Source organism: Glycocaulis albus (assembly GCF_014639075.1).
Taxonomy (GTDB): Bacteria; Pseudomonadota; Alphaproteobacteria; order Caulobacterales; family Maricaulaceae; genus Glycocaulis; species Glycocaulis albus.
Map to the genome: position 1 here is coordinate 102,585 of NZ_BMFS01000002.1, position 16,528 is coordinate 119,112.

15 protein-coding genes are annotated in these 16,528 nt (G+C 62.4%); 7 read left to right on the forward strand and 8 right to left on the reverse strand.

All coding sequences use genetic code 11. From position 1 onward, the window contains the following. The first annotated feature begins 31 nt into the window (after window positions 1-31). The gene (locus IEV75_RS02810) at window positions 32-1,093 is read left to right on the forward strand and encodes an amino acid ABC transporter substrate-binding protein (protein ID WP_188451035.1); all 1,062 of its coding nucleotides are present in this window, start codon (window positions 32-34) and stop codon (window positions 1,091-1,093) included. A gap of 219 nt (window positions 1,094-1,312) precedes the next feature. Here IEV75_RS02810 and IEV75_RS02815 read toward each other — a convergent pair whose 3' ends face one another. The 3 genes from IEV75_RS02815 to IEV75_RS02825 form a co-directional block, all read right to left on the reverse strand. After that, window positions 1,313-1,828, reverse strand: coding sequence for a TetR family transcriptional regulator (locus IEV75_RS02815; protein ID WP_233351725.1), 516 nt, complete (start codon window positions 1,826-1,828; stop codon window positions 1,313-1,315). Window positions 1,829-1,845: 17 nt separating this feature from the next. Beyond that, window positions 1,846-2,856 (reverse strand): NAD(P)H-binding protein, encoded by a 1,011-nt coding sequence (locus tag IEV75_RS02820; RefSeq protein ID WP_267905764.1) that lies wholly within the window; start codon window positions 2,854-2,856, stop codon window positions 1,846-1,848. A 186-nt stretch (window positions 2,857-3,042) separates the two neighbouring features. Next, on the reverse strand, window positions 3,043-4,056 hold the full coding sequence (locus IEV75_RS02825) for a cysteine synthase A (RefSeq protein ID WP_188451038.1): 1,014 nt from the start codon (window positions 4,054-4,056) through the stop codon (window positions 3,043-3,045). 110 nt (window positions 4,057-4,166) lie between these two features. Here IEV75_RS02825 and IEV75_RS02830 point away from each other — a divergent pair, with 110 nt between their 5' ends. From IEV75_RS02830 to IEV75_RS02845, 4 genes are read left to right on the forward strand one after another with little or no spacing between them, the layout of a single operon-like run. Next, the gene (locus IEV75_RS02830) at window positions 4,167-4,823 is read left to right on the forward strand and encodes a cupin domain-containing protein (RefSeq protein WP_188451039.1); all 657 of its coding nucleotides are present in this window, start codon (window positions 4,167-4,169) and stop codon (window positions 4,821-4,823) included. A 37-nt stretch (window positions 4,824-4,860) separates the two neighbouring features. Then, window positions 4,861-5,538: a DUF6134 family protein gene (locus tag IEV75_RS02835; protein ID WP_188451040.1), complete on the forward strand. Its 678-nt coding sequence runs from the start codon at window positions 4,861-4,863 to the stop codon at window positions 5,536-5,538. Beyond that, window positions 5,538-7,088, forward strand: a complete 1,551-nt coding sequence (locus IEV75_RS02840) for a cryptochrome/photolyase family protein (RefSeq protein ID WP_188451041.1) — start codon at window positions 5,538-5,540, stop codon at window positions 7,086-7,088. The genes IEV75_RS02835 and IEV75_RS02840 overlap by 1 nt, the downstream gene beginning before the upstream one ends. Next, complete coding sequence (locus IEV75_RS02845; protein WP_188451042.1) at window positions 7,085-7,873, forward strand: SDR family NAD(P)-dependent oxidoreductase; 789 nt, start codon at window positions 7,085-7,087, stop codon at window positions 7,871-7,873. Before IEV75_RS02840 ends, IEV75_RS02845 begins: the two co-directional genes overlap by 4 nt. A 13-nt stretch (window positions 7,874-7,886) precedes the next feature. Here the strand turns inward: IEV75_RS02845 and IEV75_RS02850 are convergent, their stop codons facing one another. From IEV75_RS02850 to IEV75_RS02865, 4 genes are read right to left on the reverse strand one after another with little or no spacing between them, the layout of a single operon-like run. Then, on the reverse strand, window positions 7,887-9,137 hold the full coding sequence (locus IEV75_RS02850; RefSeq protein ID WP_188451043.1) for an SAM-dependent methyltransferase: 1,251 nt from the start codon (window positions 9,135-9,137) through the stop codon (window positions 7,887-7,889). A gap of 47 nt (window positions 9,138-9,184) precedes the next feature. Then, window positions 9,185-9,988 carry a DUF1365 domain-containing protein gene (locus IEV75_RS02855; RefSeq protein ID WP_188451044.1) on the reverse strand — a complete coding sequence of 268 codons (804 nt, stop codon included), beginning with the start codon at window positions 9,986-9,988 and terminating at the stop codon, window positions 9,185-9,187. Continuing rightward, window positions 9,988-11,358 carry an NAD(P)/FAD-dependent oxidoreductase gene (locus tag IEV75_RS02860; protein ID WP_188451045.1) on the reverse strand — a complete coding sequence of 457 codons (1,371 nt, stop codon included), beginning with the start codon at window positions 11,356-11,358 and terminating at the stop codon, window positions 9,988-9,990. Before IEV75_RS02860 ends, IEV75_RS02855 begins: the two co-directional genes overlap by 1 nt. After that, complete coding sequence (locus IEV75_RS02865; protein ID WP_188451046.1) at window positions 11,355-12,809, reverse strand: cryptochrome/photolyase family protein; 1,455 nt, start codon at window positions 12,807-12,809, stop codon at window positions 11,355-11,357. The genes IEV75_RS02860 and IEV75_RS02865 overlap by 4 nt, the downstream gene beginning before the upstream one ends. Before the next feature lie 123 nt (window positions 12,810-12,932). Here IEV75_RS02865 and kdsA point away from each other — a divergent pair, with 123 nt between their 5' ends. Together kdsA and rfaE2 are read left to right on the forward strand one after the other, a co-directional pair. After that, complete coding sequence (gene kdsA / locus IEV75_RS02870; RefSeq protein WP_188451047.1) at window positions 12,933-13,796, forward strand: 3-deoxy-8-phosphooctulonate synthase; 864 nt, start codon at window positions 12,933-12,935, stop codon at window positions 13,794-13,796. A gap of 7 nt (window positions 13,797-13,803) precedes the next feature. Then, window positions 13,804-15,273, forward strand: a complete 1,470-nt coding sequence (rfaE2, locus tag IEV75_RS02875) for a D-glycero-beta-D-manno-heptose 1-phosphate adenylyltransferase (protein ID WP_188451048.1) — start codon at window positions 13,804-13,806, stop codon at window positions 15,271-15,273. Here rfaE2 and IEV75_RS02880 read toward each other — a convergent pair. Then, window positions 15,263-16,462 carry a DUF3089 domain-containing protein gene (locus IEV75_RS02880; protein WP_188451049.1) on the reverse strand — a complete coding sequence of 400 codons (1,200 nt, stop codon included), beginning with the start codon at window positions 16,460-16,462 and terminating at the stop codon, window positions 15,263-15,265. The genes rfaE2 and IEV75_RS02880 overlap by 11 nt on opposite strands. Window positions 16,463-16,528: the final 66 nt, after the last annotated feature.

A 16,528-nucleotide genomic window follows, 5' to 3' on the forward strand; every position in this document is an offset into this window, starting at 1 on the left:
CATTCTGTCAGCCTTTAGGGCGGACCGCACCATGACGCCAACAGCTTTCTTCGACTTTCTCATGCCGCGCCGCCTGGCGCGCGCTGCAACTGCGTTCGCACTCGGTTTCTCGGTATCGCAAAGCCAGACCGCCGAGCTTGGCACGCAGATGTACGAGTTGCGCGAACGCGGCACGCTGCGATGCGGTGTCGATACCGGGCTGGAAGGGTTTGCGCGGCAAGACGAGGACGGCAACTGGAACGGGTTTGAAGTTGATCTGTGCCGGGCCTACGCGGCAGCCTTCCTCGGCAGCCCGGATCGCATGCAACTGGTGCCGCTCACTACGCAGGAAAGGCTGGAAGCGCTAGGTGAGGGAGAGGTCGACATCCTCCTGCGCAACACGACCTGGACGCTCACACGCGACGCGCAGGCAGATTTCTCGTTCGCGGGTGTATATTACTATGACGGGCAGGGCTTTCTCGTGCCGCGCGATCTGGCCATCACCAGTGCGCGCGAACTGGATGGTGCCCGGATCTGCGTGCTGCGTAATACCACCACCGCGCTGAACCTCGTTGACTATGCACAAAGCCATGATCTCACCTTCCAGCTGGTCGAGGTGGCAACGGTCCGCGCCGGGATCACCGCCTACCGCCGGGGCCAGTGCGACGCGCTGAGCAATGATCTGTCCGGTCTTGCGGGCATGCGCATGACACTGGAGGAACCAGACGCGCACCTGATCCTGCCGGAAGTCATCTCGAAAGAGCCTCTGAGCGCCGTTGTTGCGTCGCGCGACCAGAAGTTTGCCGATGCCGTGCGCTGGGTGCTCCATGCGCTGGTTGCAGCCGAGGAGTACGGCGTGACGGCCGCAAACGCGGCTGAACTGGCAGAAAATTCCACCAACGCCGAAGTCGGCCGTTTGCTGGGCACCGGCGGCCCCCTTGCCGAAGGCCTGTTCCTCGATGCGCAATTTGCCCTGCGCGCGATCGAGGCTGGCGGCAATTATGGCGAATTGTTCGAGCGCAATCTTGGCACCACCTCGGGCCTGAATCTCCGCCGGGGCCTCAACGCGCAATGGAATGAGGGCGGGCTGATGTACGCACCGCCTTTCAGGTAGGTGGCGCTAGTGTGAACCCGATGGCAAACGAAGTGCCAGCTTCTTGGGCCGAAGGATGTAATTACTTTTGGCCAAATGGTCGTTGATACGAACGAAGGGCCGCGATCAGAACGTTACAAAGCATTTTTTGGGTTGGTAGACGCGATGCGGAGCGATCTGCGCGCTTGATCACCTAACCCTTCACATAGGGCGCGACAGGCAGCTTCTCTCACTCGACCGCTACCGGGGTAAAACCAGTCCGTGCCGAGTTGCCAACTCCCGGATGTCGGGCCGCGCGATGTCCGGCTTGATGAGCGCCCGCAGCCCAAGCCCGCGCAACTCGTCGACAAAGTGCGAAACAGACCGGTCCCCCGGCTCACGCCCGAGCCAGACGGCAAGTTTGGCCTCGACCGCCTGTGTGTGTATAGAGATCGCCGCGCGCAGCTCTTCTGAACCGGTGCTGGCCAACAGCATGGAAAGATAAAACCGCATCGATTCCGCATCGAAAGTTATGCGCGCCAGCGCCTCGCAGCAATCGTCATCCATCTGTTCGGCGAGTGAGCCCGCCTGTTCGTGCGACTCCGTCAGCAACGCCGCATAGAGATCGCTCTTGCGTGGGAAATAGTACGTGATGTGCGACTGGCGCAGTCCCGTGTAACGGGCCAGCCGCGGCTGGGTCAGTGCGGCAGCGCCCTCGTCGCGTACGATCCGGCGCGCTGCGCCCAGTATTTCGGAGCGGCGGTCAGGGCGAGCCACTTTTCGCGCCTTTTGGTTCATCCCGTAGTCTCCGCTTGCCCATGGATTTCAAGGTTGAGCGCACCCGGCTCGAACAGATCCACAAAATCATGAAGTCCCAACACTGGCCCAAGGTGGTGAACGCCGGGTTCGACCGTTCCGGTCATCAAAAGGACGGCTGCCCGGGCGGCAATCAGTGCCGTCAGCTTCGCCTCCTCACTGCCCTCGAAACGAGCAACGGCTTGCGTTCCGCTGCCCGTCGCCGTTACGGCGATTGCCGTACGCGGCGAACCGATACGGACCGTCATCAGCGCCCGCCGCAGAACTGGCCGCAGCCAGACCAGCCGGGCAAGTGCCGCGCCGGCAGACATGAGACAGGTGGTGAGAAGACGATTGTCCAGCGCAAAATAGGTTCGCACTCGCACGCCGGGCATTGCGCGCGTCAGTACGTGTTGATCGGCGAAGCCCATGGGCCACGTTTTACGCGGGTGCTGGTCGCGGGCGAACTTGAAAACGCGCGGCTGGCCGTTTAGCTGCGCGAGTTCGGCAATCATCCAGTCTGTAGCCGCTGCCCCATGTGAATCTCCTGCGCCGAGCATGACGGCGATACAGATTTCCTGCGGAACGCCAACCCTTTGTGCAACGGCATTCGCCATCATATTGGTCAGGCCCGGCGCGAGGCCGACCGAAAGAAGCGCCCGTCCACCATGCTCCTGCGCTACCGGGCCGAGGCGTTCAATTGCAGCCAGGATCCGGTCGTCGGCGGAAATGTCCACATAGCGCAGACCGGATGCCAATACGCGGCGCGGCAGCGCGTCGCCGGGCAGGTCAATGCAAACCACGACCATCCCGGTTCCGTCCAGTGCCGCGTCCCAACCAGTAGGGTCATGCACATCGAGACAGACGCCCTCTGCGCCGATCCTGGCGGCAAACCGCTTTGCCTTTTCAAGGCTGCGGCCTCCGATCCGGACATCATATCCCGCTTCGGCCAGAATTTCGGCCACCTGACCGCCAACATGGCCATATCCGCCAATAACGAGAACACTCATGTGGATCACCTCAACTGCAAAAGTTGGTTGGTTACCTACCAATCATGTTTTTACAGTAAGCACAACGGTTCGCAGGAACAGTGAGCGGACCGCAACGCCATAGGCGCACGCCGCACTCACTTTTGGCGCCCCGGCAGTCAGACCGGATGAAAAAACGTCCTGAGATATTACACTCAGGCCTTTCCGCTAACCCTTCGCCCAGGGCGGGACGGGCAGACCCTTCTGCTTCAGGAATTCCGGGTTGTAGAGCTTGGATTGATAGCGCGCGCCGTGATCGCACAGAATGGTCACGATTGTGTGGCCCGGGCCCAGCTTGCGGGCCAGGCGTATGGCACCGGCGATATTGATACCCGCAGAGCCGCCAAGGCATAGCCCCTCATGCTCGATCAGCGCATACAGGATTTCCAGTGCTTCCTCGTCGGGAATGCGGAAGGCGTGGTCTACCGGTGCACCTTCCAGATTGGCCGTGATCCGGCTCTGGCCGATGCCTTCGGTGATGGAGTTGCCCTCGGCCTTCAGCTCGCCATGGGCGTAATAACCGTACAGCGCCGCGCCGCCTGGATCCGCCAGCGCAATCTGCACCTTGTCGCTCTTTGACTTGAGGTACATGCCGACACCCGCCAGCGTGCCGCCCGACCCCACAGCCGCGACAAAGCCATCGACCTTCCCGCCGGTCTGCTCCCATATCTCCGGACCCGTAGTGTTGAAATGGGCCTGCCGGTTGGCGACATTGTCGAACTGGTTGGCCCAGATGGCACCGTTCGGCTCGCTGGCGTTCAGCTCTTCGGCAAGGCGTCCCGAATAGCGCGCATAATGGTTTGGATTGGCGTAAGGAACGGCATCAACCTCGATCAGCTCGGCGCCCGCCAGAAGGATCGCATCACGCTTTTCCTTCGACTGGGTGCGCGGAAAGACGATTACCGTCCGATAGCCGAGCGCCGAAGCCACCATGGCCAGTCCGATGCCGGTATTGCCGGCCGTGCCTTCAACGATGGTCCCGCCTGGTTTCAGCGCGCCGCTCTTTTCAGCAGCCCGCACAATGCCCAGCGCCGCCCGGTCCTTCACCGATCCGCCAGGGTTCAGGAATTCTGCCTTGCCGAGGATTTCGCAGCCCGTGGCATCACTGGCCGCATTCAGCCGGACCAGCGGGGTATGGCCGATCAGATCAATAACCGAACGGGCAGGGGTGTAGGCAGGCATGGGCGTATCTCCTGACAGCAAAGGCCAGTGTTCTGGCTAGCGTGCTGGATGATCCGGTCAAGTGTGCCGGACGTATAGATTTTCACAACGCCTCATGGAGATTTTGCCCCGTGCCTGCTCTGGACGACGCATACCTGTATGATTATGCCGCTGGTGCGGGCCCCGCAGCCGTGCGCCTGCTGACTGAGTGTCAGTCGGTCCTCAACGCGCAGGCACACACCTGCGTACAGAGCGCAGAGGCCGGTTATGGCGGCATGCTGGCTGGCCTTCCGCCAGCAGCAATGCCCGCAGACGCCCTGCAGGCTGTCATGCTCCGCGCCGGAGAGGCACAGGATGAAGCTCTCGACGGCATAGACCCTGTCACCGGTCTTCCCCGGCCGCTCAGCCCTTATCTTGAGCGGACTGCGTCTGGCGAGCTGGACTGGTCGCGCCGGATTGGCGGCTCGCAGGAAATCCTTCTTGAGGCCGTCAGTGAGGAAAACGCCGAGGCAAGCCTTGTTCGCCTCATGCCGGGCGGCGGCATTCCCCACCATGATCATGGCGGGGAGGAGCTGACGCTGGTTCTCAGCGGAGCGTTTCACGACGGTCACGCGTTATACGGGCCGGGTGATGTGTGTGTCGCCGTTCCGGGCAAGCGTCACCGTCCCGTCGTGAAGGGCGGCACACCCTGCATCTGCCTGACGGTCAATATGGGGCAGTGGAAGCCGCTCAATCCGCTTTATGCAGTGGTCGAATGGCTGACGCGTCCCCGCCGCCGCCAACATTGAACAGCGTATCCCGATTGCCTGCCAATGGAGCAAACCGATGAAAAGCCTTGTCCTCGCTGCTACCTGCTCGCTGATTGCGTTTTCGGGCCTGGCTGATGCGGCCATTCCTGCCGAGCCGCGTGGCGGAGAGACGATCCAGTTCAACGTCTATCGCGGCAATTCCGAGTTCGGCACGCACGAGGTCCGCTTCCAGCGCGATGGCGAGGAACTTGTCGCTGAAGTGTCCGTGCGTCTGCGCGCCGGCTTCGGGCCGGTCACCGTATTCCGGTATGAACATGACTCTGTGGAGCGCTGGCGTGACGGGCAGCTTGTCGCGCTCGAAGGCGAAACACTGAAAGACGGAAACCGCTTCCCGGTCCAGGCCGCGCGCAACGGATCGGGCATCGTCAGTGAAGGTGTTCTGCCCGAGGGCGAGCGCCATACCGAGGAATTGCCGCGTGATATCATCCCGTCCTCCCACTGGCGTGGCTATGAGGAAGACCTTGGCCGGATCCTGAACACCGAACATGGCGATGCCATGCCGGTTACCATTACCGATATGGGGATGGAGGAGATCGAGGCCGATGGCGGCACGATCCAGGCGCGCCGCATACGGCTTGAAGCCACGCTCACGGTCGACCTCTGGTATGACGAGAACGGCTTCTGGGCGGGGTGTGAGTTCGAGGCGCGCGGCCAGAGCATCCGCTATGTCCGTCAGGCCAATCCGGCCGCCTGATGCGCACGCTGCGGCTCGTCCTTGGTGACCAGTTGAACCGCAAACTGTCTGCCTTGCGTGGCGTGCAGCCCGGCGACATCGTGCTGCTTGCCGAAGTGAACGATGAGGCAAGCTATGTGCCTCATCATCGCAAGAAGATTGCGTTCCTCTTCTCGGCCATGCGCCATTTCGCCGAAGACCTGCGCGAGGAAGGGCTGACTGTCCGCTATGTCCGGCTGGACGATGAGAGCAACACCCACAGCCTGGAAGGCGAGGTGGAACGGGCGCTGGCGGACGAGCCAGGCCTTGAGCGCATCGTGCATACAGAACCCGGCGAATACCGGCTGCTGGAGATCATGCGCGAATGGCCGGACCGCTATGGCGTGCCGGTGGAGATGCGTAGTGATGACCGCTTCATCTGTTCCCATGAGCGCTTTGCAAGCTGGGCCAGTGGCAAGCAGCGTCTGACCATGGAGTATTTCTACCGTGAGATACGCCGGGAGACCGGCCTTCTGATGGACGGGGACGAGCCTGAAGGCGGCCAGTGGAATTTCGATGCGCAGAACCGCAAGGCACTGCCGGATGACGTATCGATCCCGGAGCGTGCCTGGGTCCAGCCCGATGCGATCACACGAGAGGTCATGGATCTAGTCGGAGAGCGCTTCCCGGACGGGTTCGGCGATATTGAGCCATTCGGGTATGCGGTAACCCGCCAAGGCGCGCTCGAACAGCTGGGCTGGTTCATCAAACACGCCCTTCCAAAGTTCGGTGACTATCAGGATGCGCTGAAGGACGGAGAGGCGTTTCTCTTTCACTCCGTCCTGTCGCTCTATCTCAATTGTGGCCTGCTGGACCCGATGGAGGTGTGCCGGGAGGCAGAAGCGGCCTTTCGCGATGGCAAGGCGCCGCTGAACGCTGTTGAAGGTTTCATCCGCCAGATCATTGGCTGGCGCGAATACGTACGGGGTATCTACTGGCACTTCATGCCGGACTATCTGGAGCGCAATGCTCTTGAGGGCAGGCGGCCGCTGCCGGACTTCTACTGGACCGCAGATACCGAAATGGCCTGCATCGCCGATGTGGTCAGCACCACGCGAAAGCATGCCTATGCTCACCATATCCAGCGCCTGATGGTTACCGGCAATTTCGCGCTTCTGGCGGGGATTGATCCCAAAGCCGTCAATGAGTGGTATCTGGCCGTCTACGCCGATGCCTATGAGTGGGTCGAAGCGCCCAACACGCATGGCATGGCGCTCTACGCCGATGGCGGCATCATGGCGACCAAGCCCTATGCGGCCAGCGGCGCCTATATTGACCGGATGAGCGATCATTGTGCGGGCTGCCGCTATGATGTGAAGGCCAAGGCGGGTGAAAAGGCCTGCCCGTTCAACTATCTCTACTGGAATTTCATGATGGAGAATGAGGTGAGGCTGAAGGGCAATCGCCGCCTCGGCCCGATCCTGTCCAACCTCAACCGTTTCAGCGATGAGCGCCGCCGCGAAATCCGCGAGGATGCCAGCCGCTTCTTCGAATCCATCGGTATCTCCCAGCCACGAAAGAAAGCATCATGAAGCCGCGCGCCATGAAACCGTCAGACGGCATCGCCTGGGTAACAGGCGGCAGCTCCGGCATCGGGGAGGCGCTGGCAAGGCGTCTCGCCGGCGAGGGCTGGACCGTCGTGATCTCTGCCAGAAGCGCCGGGAAGCTGGAAGACATCGCCAAGGCTTACACGGGCAGGGGCCGGATCATTGCGCACGCGGTTGACCTGACAGACGGCCAAGGCGTGGAAGACGCCGTGACGGCAATTGAAGAGGCGCACGGCGCCATTGCTCTCGCCGTGCTGAATGCCGGCATATACCTCTCGGTCAATGCCGAGAACCCGTCCTTTGAGGACTATAAAAAGACATTTGATGTGAACCTGTCGGGCACTGCGGCGTGCCTGTGCGCGCTGACACCGCGTATGAGCGATCGCCGATCAGGCCAGATCGCCATCGTCTCATCCGCCACGGCCTTTGGCGGCATGCCAACATCGTCCGCCTACGGGGCCAGCAAGGCGGCTCTGGTCAATATGGCGGGGTGCCTGCGCATCGAACTGCACCGCTATGGTGTGTTGTGCCAGGTCATCACGCCGGGCTTTGTGGAAACGCCCGCACAGGACGACAATGCCTTCCCCAAACCCTTCATGGTGAGCGCAGAAACAGCCGCGAAGCGCATCGCGTCCGGGCTGAAATCGAAACGGTTCGAGATCACCTTCCCGCGCCGCTTCACCTGGGCGCTGAAAGGCATCTACGCCCTGCCATACAGCTGGTCGCTGGGACTGGTGAGAAAGCAGACCGGCTGGGACAAGCCGGTCTGATAACGCAACCCCGTTACCGCTCGAGCACGAACTGGCCAACATCGATGCGGCCGGTGCGGAAGCCCGCCTCGCAATAGGCGAGGTAAAACTCCCACATGCGCCGGAAGCGCAGATCAAAGCCCATCGGCTCGATCTGTGGCCAGGCGGCCTGGAAGCGCTCCATCCATTGTGCCAGCGTATCAGCGTAATCGACGCCGAACATCTCGGCCGTTACGGGCTTCAGTTCAGCCTTGGAAAACTCGCCGTTAAGGCGCTCCACGCTCGGCAGGATGCCGCCGGGGAAGATGTAACGCTGGATGAAGTCGGTACGCTTGCGGTAGCTGTCGAACAGATCGTCTCGGATGGTAATGATCTGCAAGCCGGCCTTGCCGCCGGGCTTCAGGCTGTCGCGCACCTTGGCAAAGTAGGACGGCCAGTATTCCTCACCGACCGCCTCGAACATCTCGATCGATGCGACCGCATCATAGCTTCCGGTCTCGTCGCGATAGTCCTGCAGCTTGATCTCGACCTTGTCCGACAGCCCCGCACGCTCCATCCGTTCAAGGGCGTATTCCCGCTGTGCAGGCGACAAGGTGAGGCAGGTGACCTTTGCGCCGATCTCGCCTGCCGCGTATTCGGCAAACCCGCCCCAGCCGCAACCAATCTCCAGAACATGCATGTCCCGCTTCAAACCGATCAGGCGGGCAAGACTGGCGTATTTTTCTTTCTGCGCGGCCTCCAGACCCAGATCCGGCGCGGTAAAGCGCGCGGCAGAGTAGGTCATGGACGGGTCGAGCCACAGCTCGTAGAAGGCATTGCCGAGATCGTAGTGCGCCTCGATATTCTTGCGGGCCTGTGTCTTCGTGTTGGCGCGCAGGCGATGCCATATCCAGTGCGCCATCCGGGTGAGGGGGCCGCCTTTCTCGATATCATTTATTCTATCGAGGTTTGCGGAGAATACCTCCAGCACCTTGGCAAGGTTCGGCGTCGTCCACTGGCCCGCCATGTAGGATTCCGCGAAACCGACATCGCCGCCCGCAAAGACGCGTCGGACCATGGCGTAGTCGCGCACCTCCATCACGGCGTCAGCGCCCGGCTCCTTGCCCTGAAAGCGCAGGCTTCTGCCATCAGGCAGCACGACGGTCAGCGATCCGGTGCCGAATTTCAAAAGCAGGGTCAGTCCGGCCTTGAACAGGCGGGGTACGCCCTGCAGCCGCGCGATCGTTTCGCGGCACGCCCGCAGCGGCCGCGATGCGTCGAAACTGGAAAGAGCTGCGTCGGTCATTCGGAAAACCATCCTTCCGGCTGACTGCCGGTCCAATTCTACGCCTATTACTGCTTACGCTCAAACTGCCGGTCCGGATGCATGGCGGAGTCGATAATTGTATCGTCCTGCGGCGCTTTGGGGCGGCGATGATATCGCGCGCCTTTGAACACCAGACGCAGCGCTTCCCAGTGAATCGCCGAAATCGTCTTCAACGTGGAAAAGGGCTGTGCCGCAAAGAGCCTGAGTAGATTGTCCGAGGTCACCGGACGGGCCTGAAGCTGCATGGTCGCCAGAAAGTCCTTGCCGGAGGCCTCGACCTTGTTGATCACGAGCGATAGCTGGTCATCGCCATCGCGCAAGGTGAAGTCGTAGCGCCCGGTAACGGGAAAGAAGGGTGAGACGTGAAAACGTTTCTGCGCGCAGTGGCGCGCCGGCATCCGGCCAGTGAGCGGCGCTACATAGGCATGGGCATCGCCGAACGTGTTGTGAACCTGATAGATGACGGCAAGTGTGTTCCCGTCCGCATCGTCGGCGAGGTAGAGCGATATCGGGTTGAAAACATAGCCCAGCACACGCGGCGAGCATAAGAGCCGCACCCGCGCTACCGCCCCGGTGACCCCCGCCCCGGCAAGCCGCGAGAGCGCCCAGCTTTTCAGCGAGGAACCGTCCCGCGGGCCGTGGTCGCGCGCGCGGAAGCTGAACAGGTTGAAGCGCTCCATCGAGAACAGGCATGAGAGGCGGCCCACTGCCTCCAGCTGGTCGAGGTCGAACATCATCATGGCAATGGAATAGCGGAAGCGGTGCACGAAGGGCTGGCTGCGTTCGTGCACGGTGCGTCCGAGGAAAAGCCGGGCAGGCGGCGTCATCATCACTCCGCGGGCAAGGCGTGAACGTCGGGCAGGCTGATGCCTGGCCGTTCCCCCCATTCTCCGCCATTTACGTCCCCGTCGGCAAATGTCCACGGAATGGCTCCCCCCAGACGCAAGGCAACCCGCAGGCCGGAACGCAGCCCGTCCTCGTGGAAGCCATAGCCCAGCCATGCACCCGCGAACCAGGTGTTGCGCACCCCCTGGATGCGATTGAAGATGCGCTGAGCGGCAAGTCCGGCCGGCGTGAATTGCGGGTGATCGTAGCTGTACCGGCCTAGAACCCTGGACGGATCCGGCTCGCGCGCGGGGTTCAAGGTAACCAGCAGGGGCTGCGCCGGATTAATGTGCTGCAGCCGGTTCATGTCGTAAGTAACTGCCGCATCGCCTGTTTCCAGATCACGCATATAGCACCATGCCGCCCGCGCACCTTTGCGGCGCGGCAGGAAGCTCTCGTCGCGGTGCAGGACGGCGGTGTTGGAGGAATAGGGGATGGCGCCCAGCATCTCGTGCTCGTCAGCATCGGCATCGCTGAGCAGGTGCAGCGCCTCGTTGGAATGACAGGCGAGAATGACCTCGTCGAACCGCTCTGCATGCCCGCCGGCATCCACGATCCGGACCCCGCCATTGCGCAGCCGCGTTACGCTCACAGCGCCGGAGCGCCGCTCAACGCCCGATGCCTCCATATCGCGCCAGAGGGCGCTGACATAGGTCTGGCTGCCGCCAACGACCGTTTCCCACTTCGGACGCTTCGCATTCACCAGCCTGTGGTTTTTGAAGAACCGCACGAAGGCTTCTGCCGGATAGGCCGCCATGTCGCTCTCGCTGGCCGACCAGATCGCAGCCCCCATGGGCAGGAGATACTGCTCGCGGAAGCCGGGGCTGAATTCATAAAGATCGAGATACTGGCCAAGCGACAATCCGGTGAGGACACCGCCTTCAAGATCGTCCACGGCCTGCGCGTTGAACCGCAGCACATCCCGCAGCATGCGGATGAAGGCAGGCTTCAACAGGTTGGAGGGCTGGGCAAACAGCCCGCCAAGACCGTTCGACGACCACTCGCACGTCCCGTCGAGGCTGAAGCCGAAGCTCATGTCGGTCCTGTGGGTTTCAATCCCCAGATGACCAAACAGGGCAGTCAGATTGGGATAGTTGAGCCGGTTGAAGACGATGAAGCCGGTATCAACGGCCGTTTCCTTGCCTGCGTGCTCGACATGAGCCGTGTTGGCATGTCCGCCAAGACGGTTTTCCTTCTCGTAAAGCACGACCTGATGCAGGCCGCGCAGCGCCCATGCCGCGCCGAGGCCGGCCACACCCGCGCCAATGACGGCAATCCGCGAGGGACGCTTCAGTATCGGATCAATCGAGCTCATGCAGCATCCTTGAGGCTGGAAAACGCGGCCAGCGCACGTTCGCGAGCCTTTGGGTGATCGACAATCGGTTCGGGGTAGTCCCGCCCCAGCTTTATTCCGGCCCGCGAGAGCTCCTCAGCGGGCGCAGTCCAGGGGGCGTGGATGTATTTGGCGGACAGTCTGGAAAGTTCCGGCACCCATTCGCGGACATAGCTGCCGGCCTCGTCAAACTTCTTGCCCTGCGTCACTGGATTGAAGATGCGGAAATAGGGCGCGGCGTCCGCGCCGGAACCAGCCACCCACTGCCAGCTGGCGGCGTTATTGGCAAGATCGGCATCGACCAACGTATCCCAGAACCATTCTTCGCCCCGGCGCCAGTCAATCAGCAGGTGTTTGGTCAGGAATGACGCGACGATCATGCGCACCCGGTTATGCATCCAGCCTGTCTGCCAGAGCTGGCGCATCCCGGCATCGACAATCGGATAGCCGGTCTGTCCGCGAGTCCATTTCTCGAACGATCCCTCATCAAAATCCCACGGAAAGCCGTTGAATTTAGTCTGGTAATTCGATTCCGGCAGATCATCGAAATGGAAGAGGAGATTGTAGGAAAACTCCCGCCAGCCGATTTCCTTCAGAAACGTTTCACGGCCCTTTCCCGCGGGCACATGCCTGACGGTGTGATGCCAGACCTGACGCGGGGAGATTTCCCCGAAATGAAGATGCGCAGAGAGCCGCGAGGTACCTTCAGTGCCCGGCAGGTTGCGGGTGCCGGCATACTCACTCGCGGCGTCCTCGCAAAACGTTTCAAGCCGCTCGCGCGCGCCAGCCTCGCCAGGTGTCCAGACAGGTGAAAAACCCTTCGACCAGTCCGGCGCAGAGGGCAGCAGCGACCAGTTGGAGAGCGCATCGGAGTGCGCGCCGTCCGATCCGTCCTTGATGGCGCCCGGCGCCGGCAGGAGGGCGACGTCATCACAATGCGGGGCAAGTGCACGGAAATAGGGGGAGTAGACGCGGAACGGCCCGCCATCCTTGGTTTTCAGGTGCCATGGTTCGACCAGCAGGGATCCGTTGAAGGTCTCCGCCCCTATACCGCCATCCGTGAGCTGCGCCTTGATCTGCGCGTCGCGTTCGCGGGCGGAAGGCTCGTAACAGCGATTCCAGAAAACAGTCTGTGCACCAAGCTCGCTGGCAAGGCCCGTCACGATCTCGAACGCGTCTCCGCGGCGCAGGATCAGCCGCGTGCCAAGCCGCTGCAGACCGGCATCGAGCGAAGCAAGGCTGTGATGCAGCCACCAGCGCGACGCCCCGCCCATGGCCCATTTGCCTGGGGTCTTGTCGTCGAGCACGTAAAGGCAGATCAACGGCGCGCCGCTCGCGGCGGCGGCATGAAGCGCAGGATTGTCGGCCAGCCTCAGGTCCTGACGGAACCAGCAGATGACAGGGCAAGAACCAGAATGCGTTGAGGTGGACACGATATTGAAAGCCGCAGTGCAAGGATGACGGGAATACCTATGTCAGCTATTACGAACACAACTCGCGCGCGGATCAGCTAAAATCCTGATCGCGCTGCATCTGCAAGGAAAGACTGACCGCCCATGACTGCTCCCAATGCCGTTGTCACGCTCGCCCGCGGAGCGCATCCCGCCTTCGAGATTGGCAATTCCCGTCAGCTGACATTCATTGCCGGGCCGTGCCAGCTGGAAAGCCGCCAGCACGGTCTCGAAGTGTCGGCGATGTTAAAGGAAATAGGCGAGCGGCTTGGCTGCCAGATCATCTACAAGACCTCGTTCGACAAGGCGAACCGCACCAGCGCGAACGCCCAGCGCGGGATCGGGCTGGAAGACTCTTTGCCCATATTTGCCGAAATCAGGGAGACTACCGGCCTGCCGGTTCTCACCGACATTCACACCGCCGAGCAGTGCGCCATCGCGGCACAGGCCGTCGATGTGCTGCAGATTCCGGCCTTTCTCTGCCGCCAGACTGACCTGCTAATCGCGGCAGCGCAGACGGGCAAGGCAATAAACGTGAAGAAGGGCCAGTTCCTCGCCCCGTGGGACATGAAGAATGTCGTCGCCAAGATCACCGGGGCAGGCAACCCCAACGTGTTTGCGTGTGAACGCGGCGCCAGCTTTGGCTACAACACGCTGGTATCCGACATGCGCGCACTCCCCATCATGGCCAGTATCGGTTGCCCCGTGATCTTTGACGCGACGCACTCGGTCCAGCAGCCCGGCGGGCAGGGCAGCTCGTCCGGCGGGCAGCGCGAATTCGTACCCTACCTGGCCCGTGCTGCCGTCTCCATCGGTGTCGCAGGCGTGTTCATGGAAACGCACCCCGACCCGGACAACGCGCCTTCCGACGGGCCGAACATGATCCCGCTCAAGCATTTCGAGGCCATTGCCCGCGACCTGCTGGAGTTTGACCGTATGGCCAAAGCCAACCCCGTAATGGCGCTCTAGGCCCGCCATGCAGCGCCAGGAAGCCTCCATCCTGCTCAGCGCAATTGCCGGCAAACGCGCACTGGTCGTCGGCGATGTGCTGCTGGACTCCTTCGTCTATGGCGAGGTGAAGCGTATTTCGCGTGAGGCGCCTGTGCCGGTCCTGTCGGAACGCCGCCGGGAAATGATGCTGGGCGGGGCCGGAAACCTGGTACGCAACCTCATCAGCCTCGGCGGAACCGCCAGCGCGGTCAGCGTCGCCGGCGATGATGCACATGCGCCCGCCGTCGAGGCGTTACTGGGTGAGTGCGGCGCCTCCTCGGTCGCGCTCGTGCAACAGCCGGGGCGAAAGACCCCCACCAAGACCCGCTATGTGTCGGGTAGCCAGCAGATGTTCTGCGTGGACTGTGACCCGGGCGGGTCGATCAGTCCGGACAGCGAGCGGCGGATTATCGCCGTTGTCGCGGACGCAATGGGCGGGGCGGATGTGGTTGTGCTGTCCGATTATGGCCGCGGAATGCTGACCCCTGAGCTCTGCCGGGAGGTCATCAGCCTTGCCCGCGCTGCAGGAAAGCCGGTCTGCGTCGATCCGCGCGGGGCAGACTATTCGCGCTATGATGGCGCAACCCTTATCAAGCCGAACGCACAGGAACTTGCTGACGAAGTCGGCCTGCCGGTCGGTTCTGACAGCGAGGCGGAAGCGGCTCTGGGTGCACTCAAGGCCCGGCTTGACTCGACCCCGGCCCTGATCGTCACGCGCGGCGCGCAAGGCATGAGCCTAATCGAAAACGGAACGGTTCATCATCACCGGGCCCGGCCGCGCTCGGTCTACGATGTATCGGGTGCAGGCGACACGGCGCTGGCGGCCCTGTCACTGGGCGTGGCAGCCGGCCTGCCGCTCGTCGATGCCATGGCGCTGGCTGATCTTGCCGCGGGCACAGCCGTGGGCAAGGCCGGCACAGCGACTGTCTCGCCCGAAGAGCTGCTTGATGCTGCCATACCGGGCGCAGGCGATGCCGACTGGCGTGTCCTGTCCCGCGAAAAGGCGGCCGGCACCGTGCAGTCCTGGCACCGTAACGGGCTGAAAGTCGGCTTCACCAATGGCTGCTTTGACATTCTCCATCCCGGGCATCTCGCCTCCCTGCGCCATGCGCGTTCGGTGTGCGACCGGCTGGTGGTCGGGTTAAACAGCGACGCGTCCGTGACTCGTCTCAAGGGGGAGGGCCGACCGGTCAATCCGGCGGCTCACAGGGCGGCCATGCTGGCAGCGCTGGAAAGTGTCGATCGCGTCGTCGTCTTTGAAGAGGACACGCCTGAGGCGCTTATCCGGGCGATTGCGCCGGACGTTCTGGTGAAAGGTGCCGACTACAGGCCCGACGATCTGCCCGGAGCGGACTTTATCCGTTCGCGCGGCGGGGAGATCGTGATCGCGCCGCTACAGCCGGGTTTCTCTACGACGGCGCTCGTCGAAAAGATGAAGGCTGACGCTAGTCGATAGGGCGTACGGGCACGGACTCGATTTCCTCGGCCTCCGGCAATTCAGGCGCCCAGCGGCGCTCTTCTGCCAGCGTTTCAGCCAGAATCGCGGCGCGCCGCGTCACATCGGCTTCCAGATCGGCATAGAACAGGTTGAAAGGCGGCACCCGGCGTATTTCCGCCAGGCGCGATGGCCTGCGAAGTGTACGCGAGCGGGGCTGGTCCACGAAGAGCAGGCCGTTCTGGCACTGCGCACCGGTCTGGCTGGCCAGCGGCGAGGGGCGCTCACCCAGTTCCAGCCCTTCGGCTGCAGCACCGCCGCGATGCAGGCGGGCCGGCGCGTAATCCTCCGATGTGTTCCACAATAGCGGGCTCACACATGCCAGCTCGCGCCCCAGCGTCTGTCCCAGCCGTCCCCGGTCGATCCACAACGTGCTGCGCTCCGTGATGGCCTCGATTCTGGCCGGCTCGTCGCTGCGCACCGCCGAATAGGTGATGACACAGCGGATCGCCTCCGGCGCGCTACAAAGAGGAATGTCCTGCAACGGGCCATCAAACAGATCGGCCGCCACCGGCGCCTCGACAATATAGGCGGCCACGAGCCGGGCGATCAGATCCTCATCGCGCGAAATGACATCCAGCAAAAGGCCCGTGACATGGCCGCCACCCTGACCGGCACCGGCCAGAATGATCGGACGCTCGTCACCGATATCTGCGAGAAATTGCGCAAACGCTGTGCGCACATCGTCGTAGGCAAGAAGACGGGCCTGCAGGGAGTCTTCGCGATTATTCATGTAGGCATAGAGCGCCGCATGCCGGTAGCGCGGAGCGAACACCGCGCCTGTCTCCGCAAACGGGCCGGCATAATTGGGCAGGTAAAGCCGCGCCAGGCGCTCGCGGTGGCTGCGCCTGTCCAGCGCTGCATTCCAGTGCTCGCCGCCGGTATGAAGCGTGGGATGCACGAAAAATACAGCCGGCTCGTCCTCCTCCAGGGCAGCAACCACCGGACGCACGGCCCAGCTGTCCGCTTCGGCATAATCGGGGGCGGCTGGCGGCTCATAGGTCTGGAAAGGAACGCCCGGATCAAGCAGGGTCTGGTAGATCTGGTCGCGCATCAGCCAACTTGCAGCGAGGAGCAGCAAGATGAGGCCCACACCCGCAATGACAAGAAGCAGGGTCAGCGGGCGGGCAGGCGCGCGTAGTTTGGGCATGAATGACCGTTTTCCCTTTTTGCTTGTGCTTACCGCCAGGCGCGCTGGCAGTCCCGTTACAAGTTT